The 18,799-nt window shown below is 55.3% G+C and carries 18 protein-coding genes; 7 read left to right on the top strand and 11 right to left on the bottom strand.

The window, feature by feature from the left end; genetic code table 11:
* Positions 1 to 957: 957 nt before the first annotated feature.
* Positions 958 to 1,587: a hypothetical protein gene (locus K8I84_RS05495; protein WP_223793700.1), complete on the top strand. Its 630-nt coding sequence runs from the start codon at positions 958 to 960 to the stop codon at positions 1,585 to 1,587.
* A 526-nt stretch (positions 1,588 to 2,113) separates the two neighbouring features.
* Here the strand turns inward: K8I84_RS05495 and K8I84_RS05490 are convergent.
* The 4 genes from K8I84_RS05490 to K8I84_RS05475 all read right to left on the bottom strand — a co-directional run bounded on the left by K8I84_RS05490 (position 2,114) and on the right by K8I84_RS05475 (position 5,533).
* Positions 2,114 to 3,121 (bottom strand): Ldh family oxidoreductase, encoded by a 1,008-nt coding sequence (locus K8I84_RS05490; RefSeq protein WP_223793699.1) that lies wholly within the window; start codon positions 3,119 to 3,121, stop codon positions 2,114 to 2,116.
* Entirely contained in the window at positions 3,121 to 4,341 is a 1,221-nt protein-coding gene (locus K8I84_RS05485; protein ID WP_223793698.1) for a hypothetical protein, read from the bottom strand. The genes K8I84_RS05490 and K8I84_RS05485 overlap by 1 nt, the downstream gene beginning before the upstream one ends.
* A gap of 5 nt (positions 4,342 to 4,346) precedes the next feature.
* On the bottom strand, positions 4,347 to 5,054 hold the full coding sequence (locus tag K8I84_RS05480; protein ID WP_223793697.1) for an RraA family protein: 708 nt from the start codon (positions 5,052 to 5,054) through the stop codon (positions 4,347 to 4,349).
* A gap of 200 nt (positions 5,055 to 5,254) precedes the next feature.
* Positions 5,255 to 5,533 (bottom strand): acylphosphatase, encoded by a 279-nt coding sequence (locus tag K8I84_RS05475; protein ID WP_223793696.1) that lies wholly within the window; start codon positions 5,531 to 5,533, stop codon positions 5,255 to 5,257.
* An 83-nt stretch (positions 5,534 to 5,616) separates the two neighbouring features.
* Here K8I84_RS05475 and K8I84_RS05470 point away from each other — a divergent pair, with 83 nt between their 5' ends.
* Positions 5,617 to 6,381, top strand: a complete 765-nt coding sequence (locus K8I84_RS05470; protein ID WP_223793695.1) for a fructosamine kinase family protein — start codon at positions 5,617 to 5,619, stop codon at positions 6,379 to 6,381.
* Here K8I84_RS05470 and K8I84_RS05465 read toward each other — a convergent pair.
* The 5 genes from K8I84_RS05465 to K8I84_RS05445 all read right to left on the bottom strand — a co-directional run bounded on the left by K8I84_RS05465 (position 6,378) and on the right by K8I84_RS05445 (position 13,197).
* Entirely contained in the window at positions 6,378 to 7,325 is a 948-nt protein-coding gene (locus K8I84_RS05465) for an AEC family transporter (RefSeq protein WP_223793694.1), read from the bottom strand. The genes K8I84_RS05470 and K8I84_RS05465 overlap by 4 nt on opposite strands.
* A gap of 124 nt (positions 7,326 to 7,449) precedes the next feature.
* The gene (locus K8I84_RS05460) at positions 7,450 to 9,792 is read right to left on the bottom strand and encodes a xanthine dehydrogenase family protein molybdopterin-binding subunit (RefSeq protein ID WP_223793693.1); all 2,343 of its coding nucleotides are present in this window, start codon (positions 9,790 to 9,792) and stop codon (positions 7,450 to 7,452) included.
* On the bottom strand, positions 9,789 to 10,250 hold the full coding sequence (locus K8I84_RS05455) for a (2Fe-2S)-binding protein (protein ID WP_223793692.1): 462 nt from the start codon (positions 10,248 to 10,250) through the stop codon (positions 9,789 to 9,791). The genes K8I84_RS05460 and K8I84_RS05455 overlap by 4 nt, the downstream gene beginning before the upstream one ends.
* A 152-nt stretch (positions 10,251 to 10,402) precedes the next feature.
* Positions 10,403 to 12,739, bottom strand: coding sequence for a xanthine dehydrogenase family protein molybdopterin-binding subunit (locus tag K8I84_RS05450; protein ID WP_223793691.1), 2,337 nt, complete (start codon positions 12,737 to 12,739; stop codon positions 10,403 to 10,405).
* 17 nt (positions 12,740 to 12,756) lie between these two features.
* On the bottom strand, positions 12,757 to 13,197 hold the full coding sequence (locus K8I84_RS05445; protein WP_223793690.1) for a (2Fe-2S)-binding protein: 441 nt from the start codon (positions 13,195 to 13,197) through the stop codon (positions 12,757 to 12,759).
* Positions 13,198 to 13,383: 186 nt separating this feature from the next.
* On the opposite strand from K8I84_RS05445, the gene K8I84_RS05440 reads away from it, so the two are divergent.
* The 5 genes from K8I84_RS05440 to pgsA all read left to right on the top strand — a co-directional run bounded on the left by K8I84_RS05440 (position 13,384) and on the right by pgsA (position 17,283).
* On the top strand, positions 13,384 to 13,713 hold the full coding sequence (locus K8I84_RS05440; RefSeq protein WP_223793689.1) for a DUF1330 domain-containing protein: 330 nt from the start codon (positions 13,384 to 13,386) through the stop codon (positions 13,711 to 13,713).
* Between the two features lie 142 nt (positions 13,714 to 13,855).
* On the top strand, positions 13,856 to 14,104 hold the full coding sequence (locus K8I84_RS05435; protein ID WP_223793688.1) for a hypothetical protein: 249 nt from the start codon (positions 13,856 to 13,858) through the stop codon (positions 14,102 to 14,104).
* A gap of 102 nt (positions 14,105 to 14,206) precedes the next feature.
* The gene (gene uvrY / locus K8I84_RS05430) at positions 14,207 to 14,863 is read left to right on the top strand and encodes a UvrY/SirA/GacA family response regulator transcription factor (RefSeq protein WP_223793687.1); all 657 of its coding nucleotides are present in this window, start codon (positions 14,207 to 14,209) and stop codon (positions 14,861 to 14,863) included.
* The gene (gene uvrC, locus K8I84_RS05425; RefSeq protein ID WP_223793686.1) at positions 14,847 to 16,706 is read left to right on the top strand and encodes an excinuclease ABC subunit UvrC; all 1,860 of its coding nucleotides are present in this window, start codon (positions 14,847 to 14,849) and stop codon (positions 16,704 to 16,706) included. The genes uvrY and uvrC overlap by 17 nt, the downstream gene beginning before the upstream one ends.
* Positions 16,707 to 16,713: 7 nt before the next feature.
* Entirely contained in the window at positions 16,714 to 17,283 is a 570-nt protein-coding gene (pgsA, locus tag K8I84_RS05420; RefSeq protein WP_223793685.1) for a CDP-diacylglycerol--glycerol-3-phosphate 3-phosphatidyltransferase, read from the top strand.
* Here pgsA and K8I84_RS05415 read toward each other — a convergent pair.
* Together K8I84_RS05415 and K8I84_RS05410 are read right to left on the bottom strand one after the other, a co-directional pair.
* A complete protein-coding gene (locus K8I84_RS05415; protein WP_223793684.1) occupies positions 17,220 to 17,864 on the bottom strand; it encodes an ABC-type transport auxiliary lipoprotein family protein in 645 nt (214 codons plus the stop codon). The two genes, pgsA and K8I84_RS05415, sit on opposite strands and share 64 nt — an antisense overlap.
* A complete protein-coding gene (locus K8I84_RS05410) occupies positions 17,861 to 18,799 on the bottom strand; it encodes an MlaD family protein (RefSeq protein WP_223793683.1) in 939 nt (312 codons plus the stop codon). Before K8I84_RS05410 ends, K8I84_RS05415 begins: the two co-directional genes overlap by 4 nt.

Below are 18,799 nucleotides of genomic sequence, written 5' to 3'. Positions count from 1 at the left end.
GCCATGGGAATACCTGGCGAAACACCAACGGGCGGAAAACTCTAATCAGCGGTGCAACTGAAACAGGGGTGTTTACATTATGGCTTCAATCCGTTTGATGTTCTGCTCTTTGGTTTTCGATGAGGTGTTTTCCTTCCAGCGAATTCGAAGAACAATGTTACCGACATCCATTAGTACCCTCCAATGTAGGATGATCAAGCGTGGTAACGTCCGTGGCCCCAAGTAGGCGCGCCACTATCTCTCGGGCAATCCGATCAAGCACGCGATCACCGATCGGCCCTCTGAGTGGGGACTTGCCCCGAACAATTGCTTCTTAAACGTCCTTTGCAAAGCCGGCGCTGAGTTCACGGAAACAGGGGATTCCGCACTTTCGGAGAATCCGCCGGCAGCGATTATGTTCTGTTCTGTAGAAGCCAATCACCGTGTCCGTTTTCGACAGCAGGCAAGGGCTCCCTTCAGGCAGGGCGGCTGGAGCAAACTCCAGTGCTTCGAGTTTTGCGGCCTGCAAAAAACAACACTATGATGGGCCATTTCTCTTGCGGAAGGGGGCAAACGCTTTATTTGCCGGGTTGCTGAATAGCGTTGGAAGGTTAGCTTGAGCTACCTCGTGCCTGTCGAATGTCGACGGCAATTATTAATCTTGCTGTTTCATCAAGCGAGCCAGCTACACGCCCAGACTATGCCTGGATTATGAGGCTAGTATCAAAAACTGATTTGGTGATGTCCAGTTGTCTAAACGCGGATTTTTGGCAATTTGACCGAGAAATGATGGGAGGGGTGTTGTGACGCAATTTTCCTCTTAGAGCAGGATAAGTCTGCTGAGCGTTTTGATTTCATACCTCCTTGGAGGGGCGTATGTGAACCAACACCGGGTTTTGATAAATGCTTGGGGCTTTGGGCGGTTTAGGAGAAATGCGCTGCTAAGATTCATCTAATAGGGAAATTGGATCGTGCTGAGTGTGGATTATTGTGGGCTACCTTTTCTTGGTTTTGTTCGTGGCTGCATTTTTTTTGGTGGCTCGACATTCGATTCTAGCCGCAATTTTTGCGGTGTTTTTTTCAGTAATTGGTTTTCGATTTGGTTGGCCTGGTTTGCTTTTGGGATTTTTTTTGGGGGGCGCTGTTGGGAGTTCTCTTTCCTCGAAGAAAGCTGAAAGTATTAATAGTATACAAATACCAAAAAATCTAGATGCGCCGCTCGAAGCCAATACAAGAAAGATTGCTTACATTGAGTTTTTTATTTTTGCTATTGGGGTTATTTCGTTATTAACGGTGGCTTTTTATTTTGGGCGGTTAGTTTTTGCTTTTTCACTCCTTTTTTGCATCTGGTTTTTTTTATTAATTTTACGGTCCGATCTGGGACCGCTAGATACGCTTAAACGTGTATTTATGAAAATAGTTAGGTATATGTTGGCGTCGGTGCTTTTTTTGGCTTTGTTGTATGGGTGGGTTTCGCACAGCATGAAGCCGAAAGAGTACGATTATTCGAAAATCATCGATATTGTTAGGTATGTGGATCACCCGCTTAAAATTGTATTAAAGAGCATTAAGAGAAGTAGAAAGGGTAAAGATGAGAAAAAAGAATAGTCTAAGGTGACTCTATATAATGTGCTATTGGATTTCTTACGATTGATTGATCACTAGAGTACAGGGGTGAAAAAAGGTTGGTCAGAATGAGTACCTGCCGGTACGTTGATTCGTATCAGGTGTTTTTTAAATGGGCTATATGGAGCTAACGGTATTGGTTGGGTTGATCTTCCTCGTTCTTGGGTGGCGGCGTCATTTTGAGTTGGAGCAGGGAGGATTTCAGCTTGATTTAGTGCTGGTATTGGGTGGCCGAGGGTGGGGTATTTCAATCATGAATTTGGGGCAAGATTGGGGCGAATCTTCGTCCAAAAAGGTCCGACCGGTTCCAGTTTCCTGATTTTAAGGTTCTGAAATTACTAGCTATTCCTTTTCTTTCCTTCCGTCCTGTAGGGTTCGAATCCCTCCGTATCCGCCAATACAAAAACCCCGTCAGAAATGACGGGGTTTTTTATTGCCCAAACGAGAGGCAGGGGCACATTTCCGAACAAAACAGCTTCAGCTCACAACCATTGACTATGGCCACCGACTACCAAGGCAAGGGAAGTGAATGCTCTTCGGCTATCGTCGATAACTGGTCCAAAAGCCACGGCTCCAGCTCAATACCTTGTTCCGTCAGGGCCCCATAGGTTTGCCATCGAAGCTCGCCGGGGACTCGCCCACCGGCCTGATGAATCTCACCAATCACTCCTTCAAGACGTGCATAAAAGCAATCGAGGCTCATCAATCTTTCGATATGGATAGCCATCATCAAATGGCCGTTTCCGGCAGGGCCAGACATGTCGTTATGCATCGAACGCAGTTCGTGAGTGATTCCGGCGCCTGTGATCAGGGCGCTCAGTAATTCCACCGCAAAGCCAAGAGCAAAACCTTTGCCGCCCGCCATGGGGCTGGTGCCACCCGGGGGAAAAGGATCAGGCTGCAGGGTGCTTCCACGATTTCCCTTTCCGCCACTGTGTTGGGCTGCCTGTTCTGCCTTGGTCATAGTTGAGCCGGCTGTGGCTGCCGTGGCCATATCAATCAAAACATGCTGGCCATTCTGTCGTGGACAGCCAATAGCAAGGGGATTGGTGCCCCATACTTTCCCGGTTCCGCCGGGAGGCACCACCCTGGGAATGGAGTTACTGAAACACAGCCCCACCATCTGTCGCTCGGCGGCTTGAAAAACATAATAACCCGCAGCACCAAGATGGCTGCTGTTCGCCACAGCCACGCACCCAATGCCCTGGGAAGCAGCCAGGTCGATAGCTTTATCCATGGCTTGTGTGGCGACCACATAGCCAAGGCCTGCCTGACCATCGACCCTGCACAAAGACGGCGCCACTTCCTCGAATTCGAGCGACACAGGCGTAGTATGTAACCCGTTCTGCAGTCGCTCCACCATCATGGGCAACCGCCAGACGCCCTGCGTATCCCGGCCCATGGCGTCGCTCCAGACCATGATATCAGCCTGCGTTTCAGCTTCTTGCCAATCGGCACCGGCGGTCACCAGGGCATCGACAATAAAGCTACGTAGGGCGCGGGTGGATACTGTCATTAACGAGCGGGCCTGCTGGTAAAAATTCTGGAAAAGCGGGGCATTACGTTCTTTTTGAACATAAACAGGAAGGGCGGAAGATCGACCCAGGACCAGTAGGGAAACACTTTGGGATGTTGCCAGCTACGAAACCATTCAAAAAACGTTATCTCACCGGATTTTCTCAGGTCCCTGTACGCATCAAAATCATCATCCCAGTACCAGTAATACAAGTGCTCACGGTACCCCTCAATCTCCTGGCATTCCTGCCCCGTCCGGTGTCGGTATATTAACTCGGCAATGTCGACGCCGCTTTGAAGGACGTGTTCCTGAGCGGCGGTGAACCGGGCGTTGCACTCGATGATTTTCAGTTTGCCGTCACGGGGATCCCGCTTGAACTCGACATTACCCAGCCCTTTGAAATTGATACCCCGGAAAAAGCGCTGGCCGGCTTCAGCCGTTTCAGGTAACCACTGGGTTGCATGCAGGGAGCCCCGGCCAAAGTTTTTGGGTGAACGTCTGATGATTCGCTTGGTGAAGGCAAAGTACTCTTTCGAGTCGTCGTCAATATAAGTGTAATAACTGCTCAGCAAGCTATCGGGGCCCGGAATGTGCTCGCACAACATGAAGGCGATGCCGGCAGAGAGAACTCGTTCAGCCTGCCTGAACAGCTCTTTTGGTCCATTCACAAGAAGAAGTTTTACGCGAAACTCTGATTCGAATTTATGGGAGTGTATGGGTTTGATCAGCACTGGAAAGGTAATCGAAGTAATGTGCCGCTCAATATCCGAGATTGTTTCGATGTGCCAGTAGGCGGGAATGTCGCAGCCGGCTTCCTTGGCCATAGCCAGTGTTGTTTGCTTGTCCAGCAGGGAGTTGTGGAGCTCGGGCGGCGTAATCTCCAGTTCAAACCGATTTTTTAATTCATTCTGAAAGTGAGCGACAAACGTGATGGCTCGGTCGCTGCAGGTGAAAACAAGGGCGTTCGACAGCTCCGTGGGAATGTGACTCTCAAGCAATTGCTGCCGATAAAAATCTTCCTCAATCGTTCCCTCGGGGACAACCCAGCTTTTTCTGCAGTATCGTGAATAGTGCGCTGCGCAGTTTTTCGGCGCCATCACATAGACAGGAACCCCTTTTTTCCCGAGGCTTCTCGTCACCGACAGGGTGTTTTCCCGGCCACCGAGCAACAGTAGTGGCTTGTTGATTCGCAGCGCAGGTAGCGCCGACACGTTTCTCACAACTGTTACTCCCTTAGACAGTTGCTGCTGTCGAGGACCTGGTCGACCCACTCATTGTTAAATTCACCACGTCGGACACTGGCCTCGTATTCTGCACGCTGTTCCCTGGAGTGCTCCAGATGGGCGAGCAGGTCGCCTGCGAATTCTTGCCGGACAATAACAACACCGGCCATGTCGGCGACCACAATATCCCCTGGATTGACAACAATGCCGCCACAGCTGATCGCGTAATTGACTTCACCGGGGCCTCTCTGGAGAGGGCCAATGGGTGAGATGCCCTTGCCGAACACAGGCAACCCGACTTCTTTTAATCCCTTGATGTCTCGAACCAGGCCGTCGACAACAACGCCGGCTGCACCTCTGTGTTTTGCCTTGGAGGCAATCAAATCGCCAATGACTGCATTGCTGTCGGAGCCGCCTGCGTCGATCACTAACACGTCGCCGGGCTGAATGAGATCCAGTGCCTTGTGCAGCATCAGGTTGTCACCCGGGAACACCTTGATCGTTATGGCTGGCCCGGCAAAGCCAAGGTCATTGACCAGATTGTGAATGTCATGAGACAGGGTATACAGGCGATTGAGCTGGTCGGAAATATCGGCCGTTTCAAACTCACCCAACTTCTGGCTGATATCTCGCCGTGGACGGGATGGGTATTCACGAATGCGAAATCCGGGACCCAGGTGCATCGCTGCTGAGGCTGGCTTCTCCGTCATGATAAATCCCTTTACCTAATGCTTCCTTCCTATGCCGTTTTAAGTGTAGCAGGGATAAACATTTCCACTCGGGTTATAAGTGGCTGGAGAAGGCCTGGCTAGGCCAGTAACTAAGCGAGAGGAGTTCGTTGTTGAGAGCGGATGGGGTTCGGGGCAAGCGACTTCGATGCGCGTTTCATGCATTGTCGAAGCCTGTTCAACTAATGCCGGATTCCAAAGCCAGAAAACTCCCCGGTTGCGGCCAGCTTGTCAATTTCTATGTCGTCGACTCTGGCCGCTGGCGGACCTTGCTCGCACCACTCACGCAGCTTTGTAAGTTGCTCCTCGGTACCTTCTGCAACGACTTCAACCCGGCCATCTGGCAGATTCCGGGCGAAACCGGAAACTCCAATCTCGTTTGCAGTGGACTCTGTCGAGGCACGGTAATAGACACCCTGAACTTTGCCCGAAATAATCAAGTGCCAGCGCTTGCGTGCCATAGTTTGTCCCTCCAGGCGGTGGATGTCAGTCTATAAAACGACTGTAGTTCGCTCAGGTTAGTGACTCAAGGAGGCAGGACGTAATGGCGGAGCGACACCTGAAGATTAATACCACCGGTTATGCGGATGCCTTGCTGTGCGAGGCAGAAGGACTGGAAAGCCTTCGCTCGGCCCTCACACAGGCTGGCGTTTCGACGGTTCGGATTCCTGACGTCTTTTCTGTGAGTGAGAGAGGGCTTGAGATGGCGGAGATAAGTCCTTGTCCTGCTAAGGAACGCACACTGGCGCTTCTGGCCGAGGGATTAGCGTCGCTGCATAGTGTTGAGCAGTCCCGGTTCGGCTGGGAGAGTGATAACTACATTGGCTTGTCACCTCAACCCAATGGTTGGCATGAAACCTGGGGGGATTTTTTCGTTGGTCGTCGTCTCAAGTACCAGGTGGATAAGATCCGGGATACCAATCTTAAGCGACGATTCAGCCATCGGCTTGCCGAATACGGTCCCGGGCTGGCGGACTGGCTGGATGCCCATTGCTCGCATCCCAGCCTGCTGCATGGTGATCTATGGAACGGTAACGTCCTGTTTGATGATGCCGGCGCCTGGCTGATCGATCCGGCGGTCTATCACGGGGACCGTGAGGCGGACGTGGCCATGACGGAAATGTTCGGGGGCTTCGGAGAGGCGTTTTACCGCGCCTACGATCGGTGTTTGCCACGCACGGCTGTCTACGACCAGAAGCGGGCGATTTACAACCTGTACCATTACCTCAATCACTATAATCTGTTCGGACCCGGCTATCTGTCCGGATGTGAATGCGGGTTTGCCGCGATTGAGGAGCTGGGCGTCTAGATCACGCCGGCACTTCGAAGCGCAAATACCCCAAGGGTCACGGTTACACTGGCCATCAGGGTCGTCAGGGCAATGATGTTGGCAGCGAGCTTTTCGTTGCCGCCAAGTGCCTTCACCATCACAAAGCTTGCGGCAGCGGTTGGACTGGCAAAGAAGGTAAACATCAGCCCGAGCTGCTCGCCACGGAAACCCAAAAGCCAGGCGGCCCCGGTGCAGAGTACTGGCAAAATGATCATCTTCATCATGCTGCTGCTGGCGGCGGTTGCCGTATCCGCCCGGATGGAAGTGAGTGAAATGGTCGCGCCCACACACAACAAGGCCAGAGGCAGGGTAAGGGAAGCGAAGTAGTCACCGGAGGTCAGCACCCAGCTGGGTAGCTGCACCTCGAACCAGGCGAACGGGATGGCTACTACCACGGACAGGATGAGCGGATTTCTGGCGATATCCCGAAGGATCTTCTTCCAGCTCGCGGACTGTCCCGGACGATAGGCGGTGAGTACGATCACCGAGAGAACGTTGTAAGCCACGATCACCAGTCCGAGCAGCAGGGCCCCGGCGGAGAGCCCGTAATCGCCGTAAAGGCTGGCGGCCAGAGCCAGGCCGACAATACCGCAGTTCCCGCGAAACGCACCCTGAACATACACGCCACGATCTTCCGGCCGAACGCGCCAGAGCGCCCACAGCCAGGCAAACCCGAACCCGGCCAGGGTGGCAAGGGCGTAAAACAGCAATAATCCGGGGTTGAGGGTGGTCTGAAGGTCGGCCCGGATTATTCCGAGAAATACCAGTGTTGGCAGGGTTCCCTTGAACACCAGCCCGGAAGCCGTATTTACGAAGGCACCGTCGATCCATCCGATCCGGCGTAAGCCGATGCCAATGAATACCATCACGAACACGGGCAGGGTGGTTTCGAGGGTCTGAAGGAAAATGGTTGACAGGTTCATGCCGGTGACGGGTGCGTGTGAATGGAGGTCAGCGACATAGTTTACAGCTCAGCTAGGTAGCAAGCTATCGTAAGAAAGAAAAAGCAGGGGCCTTGCGGCCCCGGGTAGATCGACGAAACGTTTCTCAAGCCTTCAACTGATCTCCCACCGGCAAGCTTCGGATTCGCTTACCGGTTGCAGCATAGATGGCATTCACCAGGGCCGGCGCAACCGGTGGCAGGCCCGGCTCACCAACCCCGCCCATGGGTACATCTGGGTTATCAACCAGATGAACGCGCACTTCCCGGGGTGCTTCCGTCATTCGGGGGAGCAGATAGCGATCGAAGTTGGATTGTTGAGCCACGCCGTCCTGGAACGAGATTTCGTTCTGTAGCGCAATGCCAATCCCCATCACGCATGCCCCTTCCATTTGGGAACGAATCCGCTCGGGATTGGCCTGCGGCCCACAGTCGAAAGCGATATCCGCGCGATGAATAATCAGTTCGCCGGCGTCATCCACCTCGACATCGAAAACGACCGCTGTGTAGGACACAAAGCTGTGGTGGAACGCGAGCCCCATACCTCGACCCTTGGGCAGCTCTTTTCCCCAGCGGGCTTCGTCCGTTGCCCGCTCGATTACCCCTCTCATTCTCCCGGTATTAATGGTGTAAATGTCCGGATCTTCGCCGTAGTTCCAGGTGTCACCCACCGAAGGATTGGGGATTTTTCGATCCTCTCCGAGCAGTTCAAGCAGATAGTCCCGGTGATCACGTCCTGCGGCTACTGAAAGCTCGTGGGCAAAGCTCTGGATAGCCCAGGCATGGGGCAGGTTGTACACGGCCCTGAACCAGCCGATACGAACGTGCGCAGAGGCCGGCGGATTCTCCAGCTGCAAGGCAGGGATATTGAATGGCGTGGTGTTCAGGCCCATGCCCAGCTCAAAATCGACCTTGTGTTCCGGATCGGGCGCGAACAGTGAGCTGATACTGGGGGAGAGGGAACGGTGCAGCCAGCCTATGGTCTTGCCATTCTCATCGAGACCGGCTTCCAGATGGTCTACCGACACGGTGTGGAAGTAACTGTGCTGAAGGTCGTCTTCCCGCGTCCATTGCAGGGTTACTGGCTGGCCTTCAAAGGTTTGGGCAATGCTTGCCGCTTCTATGGCAAAGTCTGGCTTGGACTTGCGGCCAAAACCGCCTCCGAGCAGGGTGACGTTCACGATGACGTTGGCCGGGTCGAAGCCGAGTCTTTCGGCAACGGTGTTGCGGGTGGCTTCGGGGTTCTGTACCGGAGCCCACACTTCGGCCCTGTCTTTCTCGATACGAACGGTGGCGTTCGGGGGTTCCATGGGGGCCTGCGCCATGTGCGGCATGTAATAGGTCGCAGATACTTTCTGGGCCGCGGATTCCATAGCCTTGGCAAGGTCGCCTTCTTCCCGGATGACCTTGCCGGGAGATTGGGACCGTTTTTCGAGCGCCTCACGGTATGAGCCGGATGTGTAGGCGCTGTTATCCTCGGCCGGGCCGTTGTCCCAGTCGATGCTCAGTGCTTCACGCCCTTTTATTGCAGCCCAGGTGTTAGTGGCTACCACAGCCACGCCTCCGAGTGGCTTGAAAGCGGCCGGTTGGCCGGTGCCCTCAATGGACATGACCTTTTTCACGCCTGGCACCTTCAGTGCAGCGGCATCGTCAAAGTTCTTCAGCGTGGCGCCATAAACCGGGGGGCGGGCAATCACCGCGTAAAGGCGGTCACCCACGTCAACGTCTGCGCCGAATACGGCTTTTCCGGAAACAATATCCTCACCATCAATCGCCTTCGGAAAGGCGGATTTCAGCTCTCCGTTGATGATTCCCGTTTCCTTACCCAGGAATCTCAGATCGCCATCGGATTTCAGTTTCAGGCTGGTGTGATCAGGTACTTCCAGTCCCCTGGCGGCTTCTGCCAGTTCACCGAAGCCGAGCGTACGGCCGGATGGTTCGTGGACGACCTCGTGAACACCGGCCCTGACCTCCTCGACTGGCACCAGCCACTGGTTTGCGGCGGACTGTTCGAGCATCTGGCGCGCAGCCGCTGCAGCTCGCCTCAGAGGACCGTACCAGTGCCGCATACTGCGGGAACCGTCGGTATTCTGGTTTCCGTAGCGGCTGTGATCGCCAACGGCTTGCTGCACTTTGACCTGATCCCAGTTGGCGCCCAGTTCGTCCGCCATGACCATTGCGACACTGGTGCGGATACCCTGGCCCATCTCGGAACGGTGATTAACAAGCGTAACGGTGCCGTCGGCATCAATCTGGATGAACACATTCGGATCGTCGGTCCAGCCACCAGGCATGCCGGCTGCACCATATTTCTGTTCTTCCTCAGTGTTGGCGTGTGCCCAGTCCCACCGGGCGGCAAGGACCAGTGCGGATCCGCCGGCCACCCCCAACATAAACCGGCGGCGGCTGACGTTGGCAAGGAGCACCGGGTCTTTGGTATCAACAGTCATGCCTGTTCCTCCCCGCCGGCTGCGCGTTCGATCGCAACGAGAATGCGATTGTAGGTGCCGCAACGGCAAAGGTTGCCGGCCATGGCATTGATAATCTCGTCTTTACTGGGTGCGGAATTCTGCTTGAGGAGGGAGGTGGCGTTCATAATCTGGCCGCCCTGGCAGTAGCCGCACTGGGCGACACCCAGGTCAAGCCACGCCTGCTGGACCCGTTTCCCAACCGGGTCCTGCTCCATGGCTTCAATGGTTGTGATTTCACCAGCCGCGGCGGAAACGGGAGTGGTGCAAGATCGGATCGCGGTGCCATCCATGTGAACGGTGCAGGCGCCGCACTGGGCGATGCCGCATCCGAATTTTGTTCCTTTTAACCCAACGACATCCCGGATTGCCCAGAGCAAGGGCATGTCATCGGGAACATCCAGTTCGTATTGCTCGCCATTGATGTTGAGGGTAACCATAGAGCTTCTCGACGGTTGAACGGTTAGCGGATTTGATCACCTTCAATGTAGTTGCGAGCCCGGCAAACGCCAATGACGAAAAACGTGAAGAACCAGCAAGAGATGTCTACGGGAACGTAGGATAGGGAACCGGGGGGCGGGCCGAAAAAGGCTTAACCCTTGAGCTGATCTCCAACGGGCAGTCTTCGGATTCGCTTGCCGGTCGCGGCGTAGATCGCGTTAACCAGGGCCGGCGCAACGGGAGGTAAACCGGGTTCACCAACACCGCCCATGGGTTCATCCGGATTCTCCACCAGATGGATTCGGATCTCTCTGGGGGCGTTGTTCATCCTCGGTATCCGGTAGCGATCGAAATTGTCTTGCTGGGCGACGCCATTCTCGAAGCTGACTTCGTTAAGAAGCGCGACACCAATACCCATGATGCATGCGCCCTCCAGTTGCGACCGAATCCGCTCAGGATTGGCCTGGGGCCCGCAATCGAAGGCAATGTCAGCCCGGTGAATGGTCAATGAGCCTCCCTCGCTCACTTCAACATCAAACACGACCGCAGCGTAGGAGCCAAAGCTGTGATGGAAGGCGAGACCGAGCCCGCGTCCCCGGGGCATCTCCTTGCCCCAGCCCGACTCGGCTGCAACACGGTCAATCACGCCCCGAATGCGTCCGGTGTCGATGAAATAGATCGCGGGGTCTTCGTCGTAGTTGTAGGTGTCACCCACCGAACGGTTGGAGATTTTTCGGTCTTCCCCCAGCATCTCAAGGAGGAATGCCCTGTGGTCCTTGCCAGCGGCTATGGCCAGCTCATGGGCAAAGCTTTGAATAGCCCAGGCGTGGGGCAGGTTGTATACGGAGCGAATCCAGCCAATACGGACATGAGCGGTCGCAGGAGGGTTCTCAAGAAGAATGGCGGGGATATCGAAAGGAGTGGTGTTAAACCCCATGCCCTGTTCAACTTTGGACTTGTGCTCGAAATCCGCTTTCAACAGGGACATGGTGCTGGGCGACAATGAGCGGTGCAGCCACGCAGTCGCACGGCCACGCTCATCCAGGCCTGCTTCAAGGTGGTCCAGGGATACCGTCTGGTAGTAGCCGTGTTGCAGATCATCTTCGCGTGTCCACTGCAAGGTTACCGGCCGGCCCTCAAACCATTGGGCAATGGCAGCGGCTTCAATCGCAAAGTCCGGTTTTGCCTTGCGGCCAAACGCGCCCCCGAGCAGGGTAACGTTGACGGTCACATTGGTCACATCCAGCCCTAATCGTTCCGCCACCTTGGTGCGAGTGGCCTGTGGGTTCTGTGTGGGGGCCCAGATTTCCGCGTTCCCCTTCTGGACTCGAGCGGTGGCTACAGGGGGCTCCATCGGCGTCTGAGCCAGATGGGGCATGTAGTAGGTGGCTGAGATGCGTTGGTGGGCGCCTTCCATTGCCTTGCTGAAATTGCCTTCCTTCCGGATTACCTCTCCTGGAATCTGAGCACGCGCCTCAAGTATTTCCCGGTAGGCGGAGGACGTGTATGAGCGGTTGTCCTCCGCAGGGCCATAGTCCCAGTGTATCTTCAGGGCTTTCCGGCCCTGCATGGCAGCCCAGGTATTCGTCGCCACCACCGCTAGCCCGCCCAGAGGATTGAACGCCGCAGGCAATCCCGCGCCCTCGATCCGCACGACCTTCAGCACTCCGGGAACGTTCAGCGCGTCGCTTTCATGGAATCTTCCCAGCTCTGCTCCGTACACAGGAGGGCGAGCAATAACTGCGTACAGGGGGTTATCAAACGGGACATCGGCGCCGTAGACTGCAGTGCCTGAGACAATGCCCTCTCCATCAATGGCTTTGGGACGGGACGTTTCAAGCACGCCGTTGATCAGGCCGCTTTCCCTGCCAATAAAGCGAAGTTCGTGATCTTCCCTGAGAATCAGCGAGGCAGGATCGGGTACCTCCAGAGTGCGGGCGGCTTCTGCCAGCTCGCCGAACCCAAGTTTTCTCCCTGATTGTTCATGCCAGACCTCGTGGACACCGGTCTTTACCTCACTGAGGCGGACCTGCCACCGATCTGCTGCCGCCTGTTCAAGCATTTGTCGCGCGGCGGCGCCGGCCCGGCGTAATGGGTCGAACCATTGGCGCATGCTTCGGGAAGCTTCCGTGTACTGATTGCCGTAAACGCTGTGATCGCCCTCGGCCTGCTTAACCCTGACCCGATCCCAGTCAGCCCCGAGTTCATCCGCAATAACCATGGCATTGCTGGTACGAATTCCCTGGCCCATTTCGGAGCGGTGATTGACGACGGTGACTGTGCCATCGGGATCGATGTGAATGAACACGTTCGGGTTGTCGGTATAGCCACCGGGCATACCTTCGGCACCGTATTTCCGTTTTTCGGCGGTTTCTACCAGGTCCCATCGGGCGGCTATCACGAGCGCTGCTGCTCCAGCGAGGCCAGTGAGGAACCGTCGGCGGCTGACGTTGGCAATTTGTAGCCGGTCCTTCGGCCCAGATTCCATTCGGTTTCCCCTTGTCCCTATGCCCGCTGGATCGCAGCAATGATTCGATTATAGGTACCACATCGGCACAGATTGCCCGACATGGCATGGATGATTTCATCCCTGCCAGGCGCCGGGTTTTGCCTGAGGAGAGATACGGCATTCATGATCTGACCGCTCTGACAGAAGCCGCACTGCGGCACGCCAAGGTCAAGCCAGGCCTTCTGAAGCCGTTGCCCGATCGGGTCGTTTCCAATCGCTTCGATGGTGGTGATTTCGCCAATGGCACCAGATACTGGCGTTGTGCAGGAGCGGATGGCCACACCATCCAGATGCACTGTGCAGGCTCCACATTGCGCTTTTCCGCAGCCGAACTTGGTTCCTTTTAAGCCAAGAACGTCCCGGATGACCCAGAGCAGGGGCATCTGATCGGGAACATCGAGCTGGTATTCCTTACCGTTGATGTTCAGGGAAGCCATGTTTTTTTGCTTTTTTAAGTTATTGGAAGCGGATGTTTGTAATTTCACTTTAGCTGTACTAGCAGGAAACGCCAGCAATTCAACCGCCTGAGAGCCTGTAAGAAAGGTAATAAAAACGGTTTGTACCGAAGGGCCTTGGCTGGGCTATAGTGACAAGCCGTAAAACAAGAGAATAAGAGGAACCGGATGAGCGCCCTGAATGCCTGCCCCCAACCACTTCAGAAAGTGCTTGCAGAAACCCCCAAAGACCAGCCCATTGTCATGCTCGACCCCAAGCGTTTTGCCGACCACAAACGTCAGAGTAGTTATCCCGAGCGGACGGCACCGCCTCCAGTCCAGACTGATATCCAGAAAGCCGCAGACTGTGTCAAAACGGTCGGTGCCGAGGTGGTTTGGTGGGGAAGTGGGTGTGAGGCTTTGATTGCGCCCCCTGACGATCCTTCGGATCAGGTAGTTCTGGTGCGCTATCCGTCGATTGCCGCTTATATGGCAATGATCGAACAGCCGGCGCTTTGATCGGCTTTGCCCAACGTGCTCAGCGCTTCGGCGAGGACATCCGACCTCGAGTTTTGCGAACTAACGAAGCCGTTAACTTCTGCAAAATCTCTTCTCTGATTGGGTCACAGCCCCTACCATGCTGTTGTATAAAGGAGGGGTTATGACCGACCAACGTGATGCAGGACAACCGGATCCCCGACAGCAACCGTTTGTCGTGGACACCGAACTGCTGAGTGAGGATCAGATCAGTGGCCTGGTGGATGAGTATTGCACCCGGTATCACGGCCTGAACGAATCGGAAAGCCCGCTGGGCGAACGGAATCGGGTGCTCGCTGCTGTCAGGCGAGGGGAGCTGGTCGTCTGGTTTGATCCCGTGGAGAACACCGCTGGTCTTGGAGCGCCGGCGTAGAGAGCTTTACCCGTCATAAGGATTTCGGGTTTTACTTATAACAATGGTATGGTTACGGTTAAAATGCCACTGTTTTAGCGTAGTCCGTGTGCGAGGTGAAATTTGATCAGGGTATTGGTTGTTGATGACCATGAGCTGGTGCGTTCCGGAATAACCCGGATGCTCGCGGATAACCCCGATCTCGAGGTTATCGGTCAGGCGTCTTCCGGAGAAGACGCTATCGAATTTGTCCGAAAAGAGCGTCCGGACATTGTCCTGATGGACATCCGGATGCCGGGTATCGGCGGGCTTGAGGCGACGCGCCGGATTCTTCGAATTGATGACAGCGTCCGCGTTATCGTGGTAACTGCCTGCGCGGATGATCCCTATCCCACGCGCGTGATGCAGAGCGGGGCCACGGCCTACATCACCAAGGGCGCGGACATCAAAGAGATGGTTCGTGCCATCCGCATGGCCCACTCTGGCCAGCGTTACATCAGTCCTGAAATTGCCCAGAAAATGGCGCTCAAACAGCTTAGTGGCGACCATGACGAGGGCGCGCTATCCCTGTTCGAACGGCTTTCCGAGCGTGAAATGCAGATCGCCATGATGGTTGTGGATTGCCAGAAGGTTCAGGATATTTCCGACAAACTCTGCCTGAGCCCGAAAACCGTCAACAGTTACCGCTATCGAATTTTTGAGAAGCTGGAAATTTCCAGCGACGTGGAACTGGCCTTGATGGCTGTTCGGGTCGGATTGCTGGATGCCGACAAAGTCTGACTCTGATTCACTCCCCGCTGAGTTCGACAGCGCACATTTCCTCAAACAGCTCACCGAAAGGCCCGGCGTCTACAGGATGTACGACCGGGTCGGTGACGTTCTTTACGTGGGCAAAGCCCGCAATCTCAAAAAACGAGTCAGCAGCTATTTTCGTAAAAGCGGCCTCGCACCAAAAACCGAGGCCCTGGTTGGCAAGATTGCGGCGATTGAAGTAACCATCACCGGCAGTGAAACCGAAGCGTTGCTGCTGGAACAAAACCTGATCAAGTCGTTACGCCCGCCCTACAACATCCTGCTCAGGGACGATAAGTCCTACCCCTATATCTACCTCTCATCCCACAGCGATTACCCTTCGCTGACGTTTCGTCGGGGGCGGACGAAAAAGGGCGGCGGAACCTGGTTCGGCCCTTTCCCGAGTTCGGGTGCGGTCAAGGAAAGCCTTAATGTTCTTCAAAAGGTTTTCCGCATAAGAAATTGTAATGAAAGCTATTTTAGAAACCGTACGCGTCCCTGTCTGCAGTATCAGATTAATCGCTGCACCGCGCCATGCGTGGGCTACATCACCCCCGAGCAGTATCAGGAGGATATCCGTCACGCGACCATGTTCCTCGAGGGCAAGAATCCCGCAATTATTCGCGATCTGATGGATGCGATGGAAAAAGCCTCACAAAATCTGGAGTTCGAAAAAGCGGCGGGCTATCGCGACCAGATTAACCATCTTCGCCATGTTCAGGAACAGCAGTCCGTGGAAGGGGGCTCCGGCGATGCCGATGTGGTTGCTATTGCTCAGGACGCCGGTGTGGTGTGTGTTGTGGTGATCGTGGTGAGAGGCGGTCGTGTGCTCGGTACCAAAAATTACTTCCCCAGGTTCTCCATTGAGCAGACCGAGGGGGAACTGCTGGGCGCGTTCCTTGGGCAGTACTATCTGGGCGGAGACGCGCATCGGGAGATTCCAAAAGACATCCTGGTGCCCGTCGAGGTTGATGGGCAGGCCCTGATCTCTGAGGCTCTGTCAGAAGCGGCCGGACGGGAAACGCGAATCCGGGGCAATGTGCGGGGCGAGCGCCGGGGATGGCTTGAGCTGGCCATGACGAATGCCCGCCAGACCCTGCTGACTCACCTGGCCAGCAAGGAAACGGTTTACCGACGCCTTCTGGCGCTGAGGGATTTGCTCGAGCTGCCCGAAACACCAGCACGCATGGAATGTTTCGATATCAGCCACAGCCATGGTGAAAATACCGTCGCATCTTGCGTCGTTTTTGACGAGAATGGCCCCCTGAAAAGCGATTACCGTCTATACAACATTGAGGGCATCACTGGCGGGGACGACTACGCCGCGATGCGTCAGGTATTGGGGCGCCGATATAAACGCATGGTGTCCGACCAAGGTAAGCGACCGGATCTGGTGTTTATTGACGGGGGTAAGGGTCAGCTCAACATAGCCCGGGAAGTATTTGACGAGCTGGGGATTTCAGATATCCCACTGATTGGCGTTGCCAAGGGTGTGACTCGCCGGGCTGGTATGGAACAATTGATCGACGCCATGACCGGGGACATCTTCCGCGTGCCGGCGGATTCACCCGCACTGCATCTCATTCAGCATATCCGGGACGAGTCACACCGGTTTGCCATTACCGGGCACCGGGCCAGGCGAGACAAGAAGCGTCGGCAGTCTACCCTTGAGGGCATTGAGGGGGTAGGCCCTAAACGTCGGCGGGAATTGATTCGCTACTTCGGTGGAATACAGGAAATCCGCAAAGCCAGTGTGGATGAGATCGCCAAGGTTCAGGGGGTCAGCAAGTCACTGGCGGAAAATATCTACGCTGCACTTCATAACGAGTAAGGAAACGATGAACTTACCCAATATCCTCACCCTGTCACGGATCATCATGATCCCCGTTTTTGTGGTGATTTTTTACCTGCCGGTGGATTGGAGCTATCTGGTGAGTGCTTGCATCTTTGCACTGGCGGGAATGACCGATTGGCTGGATGGGTATTTGGCCCGGAAGCTCAACCAGAGCACGCCGTTCGGCGCCTTCCTGGACCCGGTGGCGGATAAGTTGATGGTGGCAGTAGCCCTGGCGGTGCTGATTGAAGAACACGCCAATTTCATACTGACCCTTCCGGCATCGGTCATTATTGGTCGGGAAATCGTGATTTCCGCATTGCGTGAATGGATGGCGGAGATCGGTAGTCGGGCCAGTGTGGCGGTGTCTTACATCGGGAAAATCAAAACCACAGCCCAGATGGCGTCCATTGTTGGTTTGCTGGCGTTCCCTCCGGGCAATGTCTGGTCGAACGTATCCATTGCGTTACTCTATGTGGCTGCGGTGCTGACCTTGTGGTCCATGGTGCTCTACCTTAGGGCTGCCTGGCCGGATCTGTTTCCGTCTGAAGAATCCGCAGACTCTCCACAGTGAACAGCCCAGTCGGCAACTTCGCCTGCAATGGCTGCGCCCGCCTGGTTGAAGGTCTGGACGATGGCCTCAATATCGCCGGCTGGTGAAATTTCGACCACGCTGAAGGTGCGGGTACAGAGCTTTTCCCTTGAGCGGTTTGCCACAAGCTGGCTGTGCAATTCGATCATGATGGCCGGGGTGGGCCGGCCGTTTTCCGTATGAAACGCACTCAGTTCGCTGATCAGGGTCCAGTCGGTATCTACCGGATTGGTTTCACCGACCACGGACTCGAACGCGTTGGCCGATCGAAGTGTCTGAACCAGTAAGTCCCGCACGATGACTGGAATGGTATCCCGCCAGCGAACGTCTTCGTATATGCGGAACTCCCAGGGCGTAGGCTTGGCAAGAATACGGCTGCCATTGAACGGATCAGACGCGTAGGGCGTGTCGACACGCAGACTGTAGGGTCTCTTTTCGGCCGCGCGGAAATCGACCGTAGCGGCGGAAAAATCCATTACCCGGCGAGCCTCCGGATTCGGAAAGACACTACACCCGTGCAAGAACGCCAGTACACCGGCGCACAGGGTTAATTTCCTTATCACTCTGAATACTCCTTCATCGATTCACCGCCCCAGATGGCTCGGGTCGGATCTTCGCTGACACGGCGCGTAATCTGATTCAGGTTACGCAGGGTGGAACGCAACTCCCGAAGCGCTGGCGCGAGCTCGCCCATTCCCTGCAGGCCGGACGCAAGCGCACCTTCGTTTTCAATCGTCAGTCGATCGACTCGATTGGCCGTGGTCTGTATGGTTTTCAGGGCGCTGTCTAATGCCTCCAGCACACTTAGCCCCTGATTGTTGAGAATGGAACTGGCGTTATCGGATACCTCCGATACCTTGACTGCGGCTTCGCGGGCACTGAGAGCGGCGATCTCCATGCTTTCAAGAAGATTACTCAACTGTTCCCGTTGCTCCATCAGACCGCTGGTCATTTCCCGGGTATTGGCCAGTATGACGGTCAGGTTTTCTGCATTCCGGTCCGAGAAGGCCCGATTGGCGTTGGAAAGCAAGCTGTCAGCTTTGCTGAGGAGATCCTGACCGCTGGAAAGTAAAGAATCGAACGGAGATGGCTGGGCCATGATCAGGGGCGGGGACTCCCTGCTTCCCCGAAGTTGTGGGCTGTCCGGAGTGCCCCCCGTAAACTGGATGCTCATGCTGCCGGTAATGTTAGCGAGCACCAGGCCGGCTTCGGTGTTCTCGCGAATGGGTATATTGTCATCCACCCGGATCAGGACCCGCACGTGGCTTGGGTTGTTGGTGTCGAGGGTCATGTCCACGACATCGCCCACCTGAACGCCACTGTAGAGTACTGGATTGCCGCGTGACAGTCCGCTCACCGGATGGTCAAAACCAATATGGTAATAAGCCCAGTCCCGATCGGTGGCGGATTTTGTCAGCCAGAGTGCGAAGCCTAGCGCGGCTGCAAATGCTGTGAGCGTGAACAGGCCAATAATCACGTGATGAGCTTTGGGTTCCAT

This window comes from Marinobacter sp. F4216, assembly GCF_019931195.1.
Lineage (GTDB): Bacteria > Pseudomonadota > Gammaproteobacteria > Pseudomonadales > Oleiphilaceae > Marinobacter > Marinobacter suaedae.
This window is presented reverse-complemented; position numbering and strand designations above follow the sequence as displayed.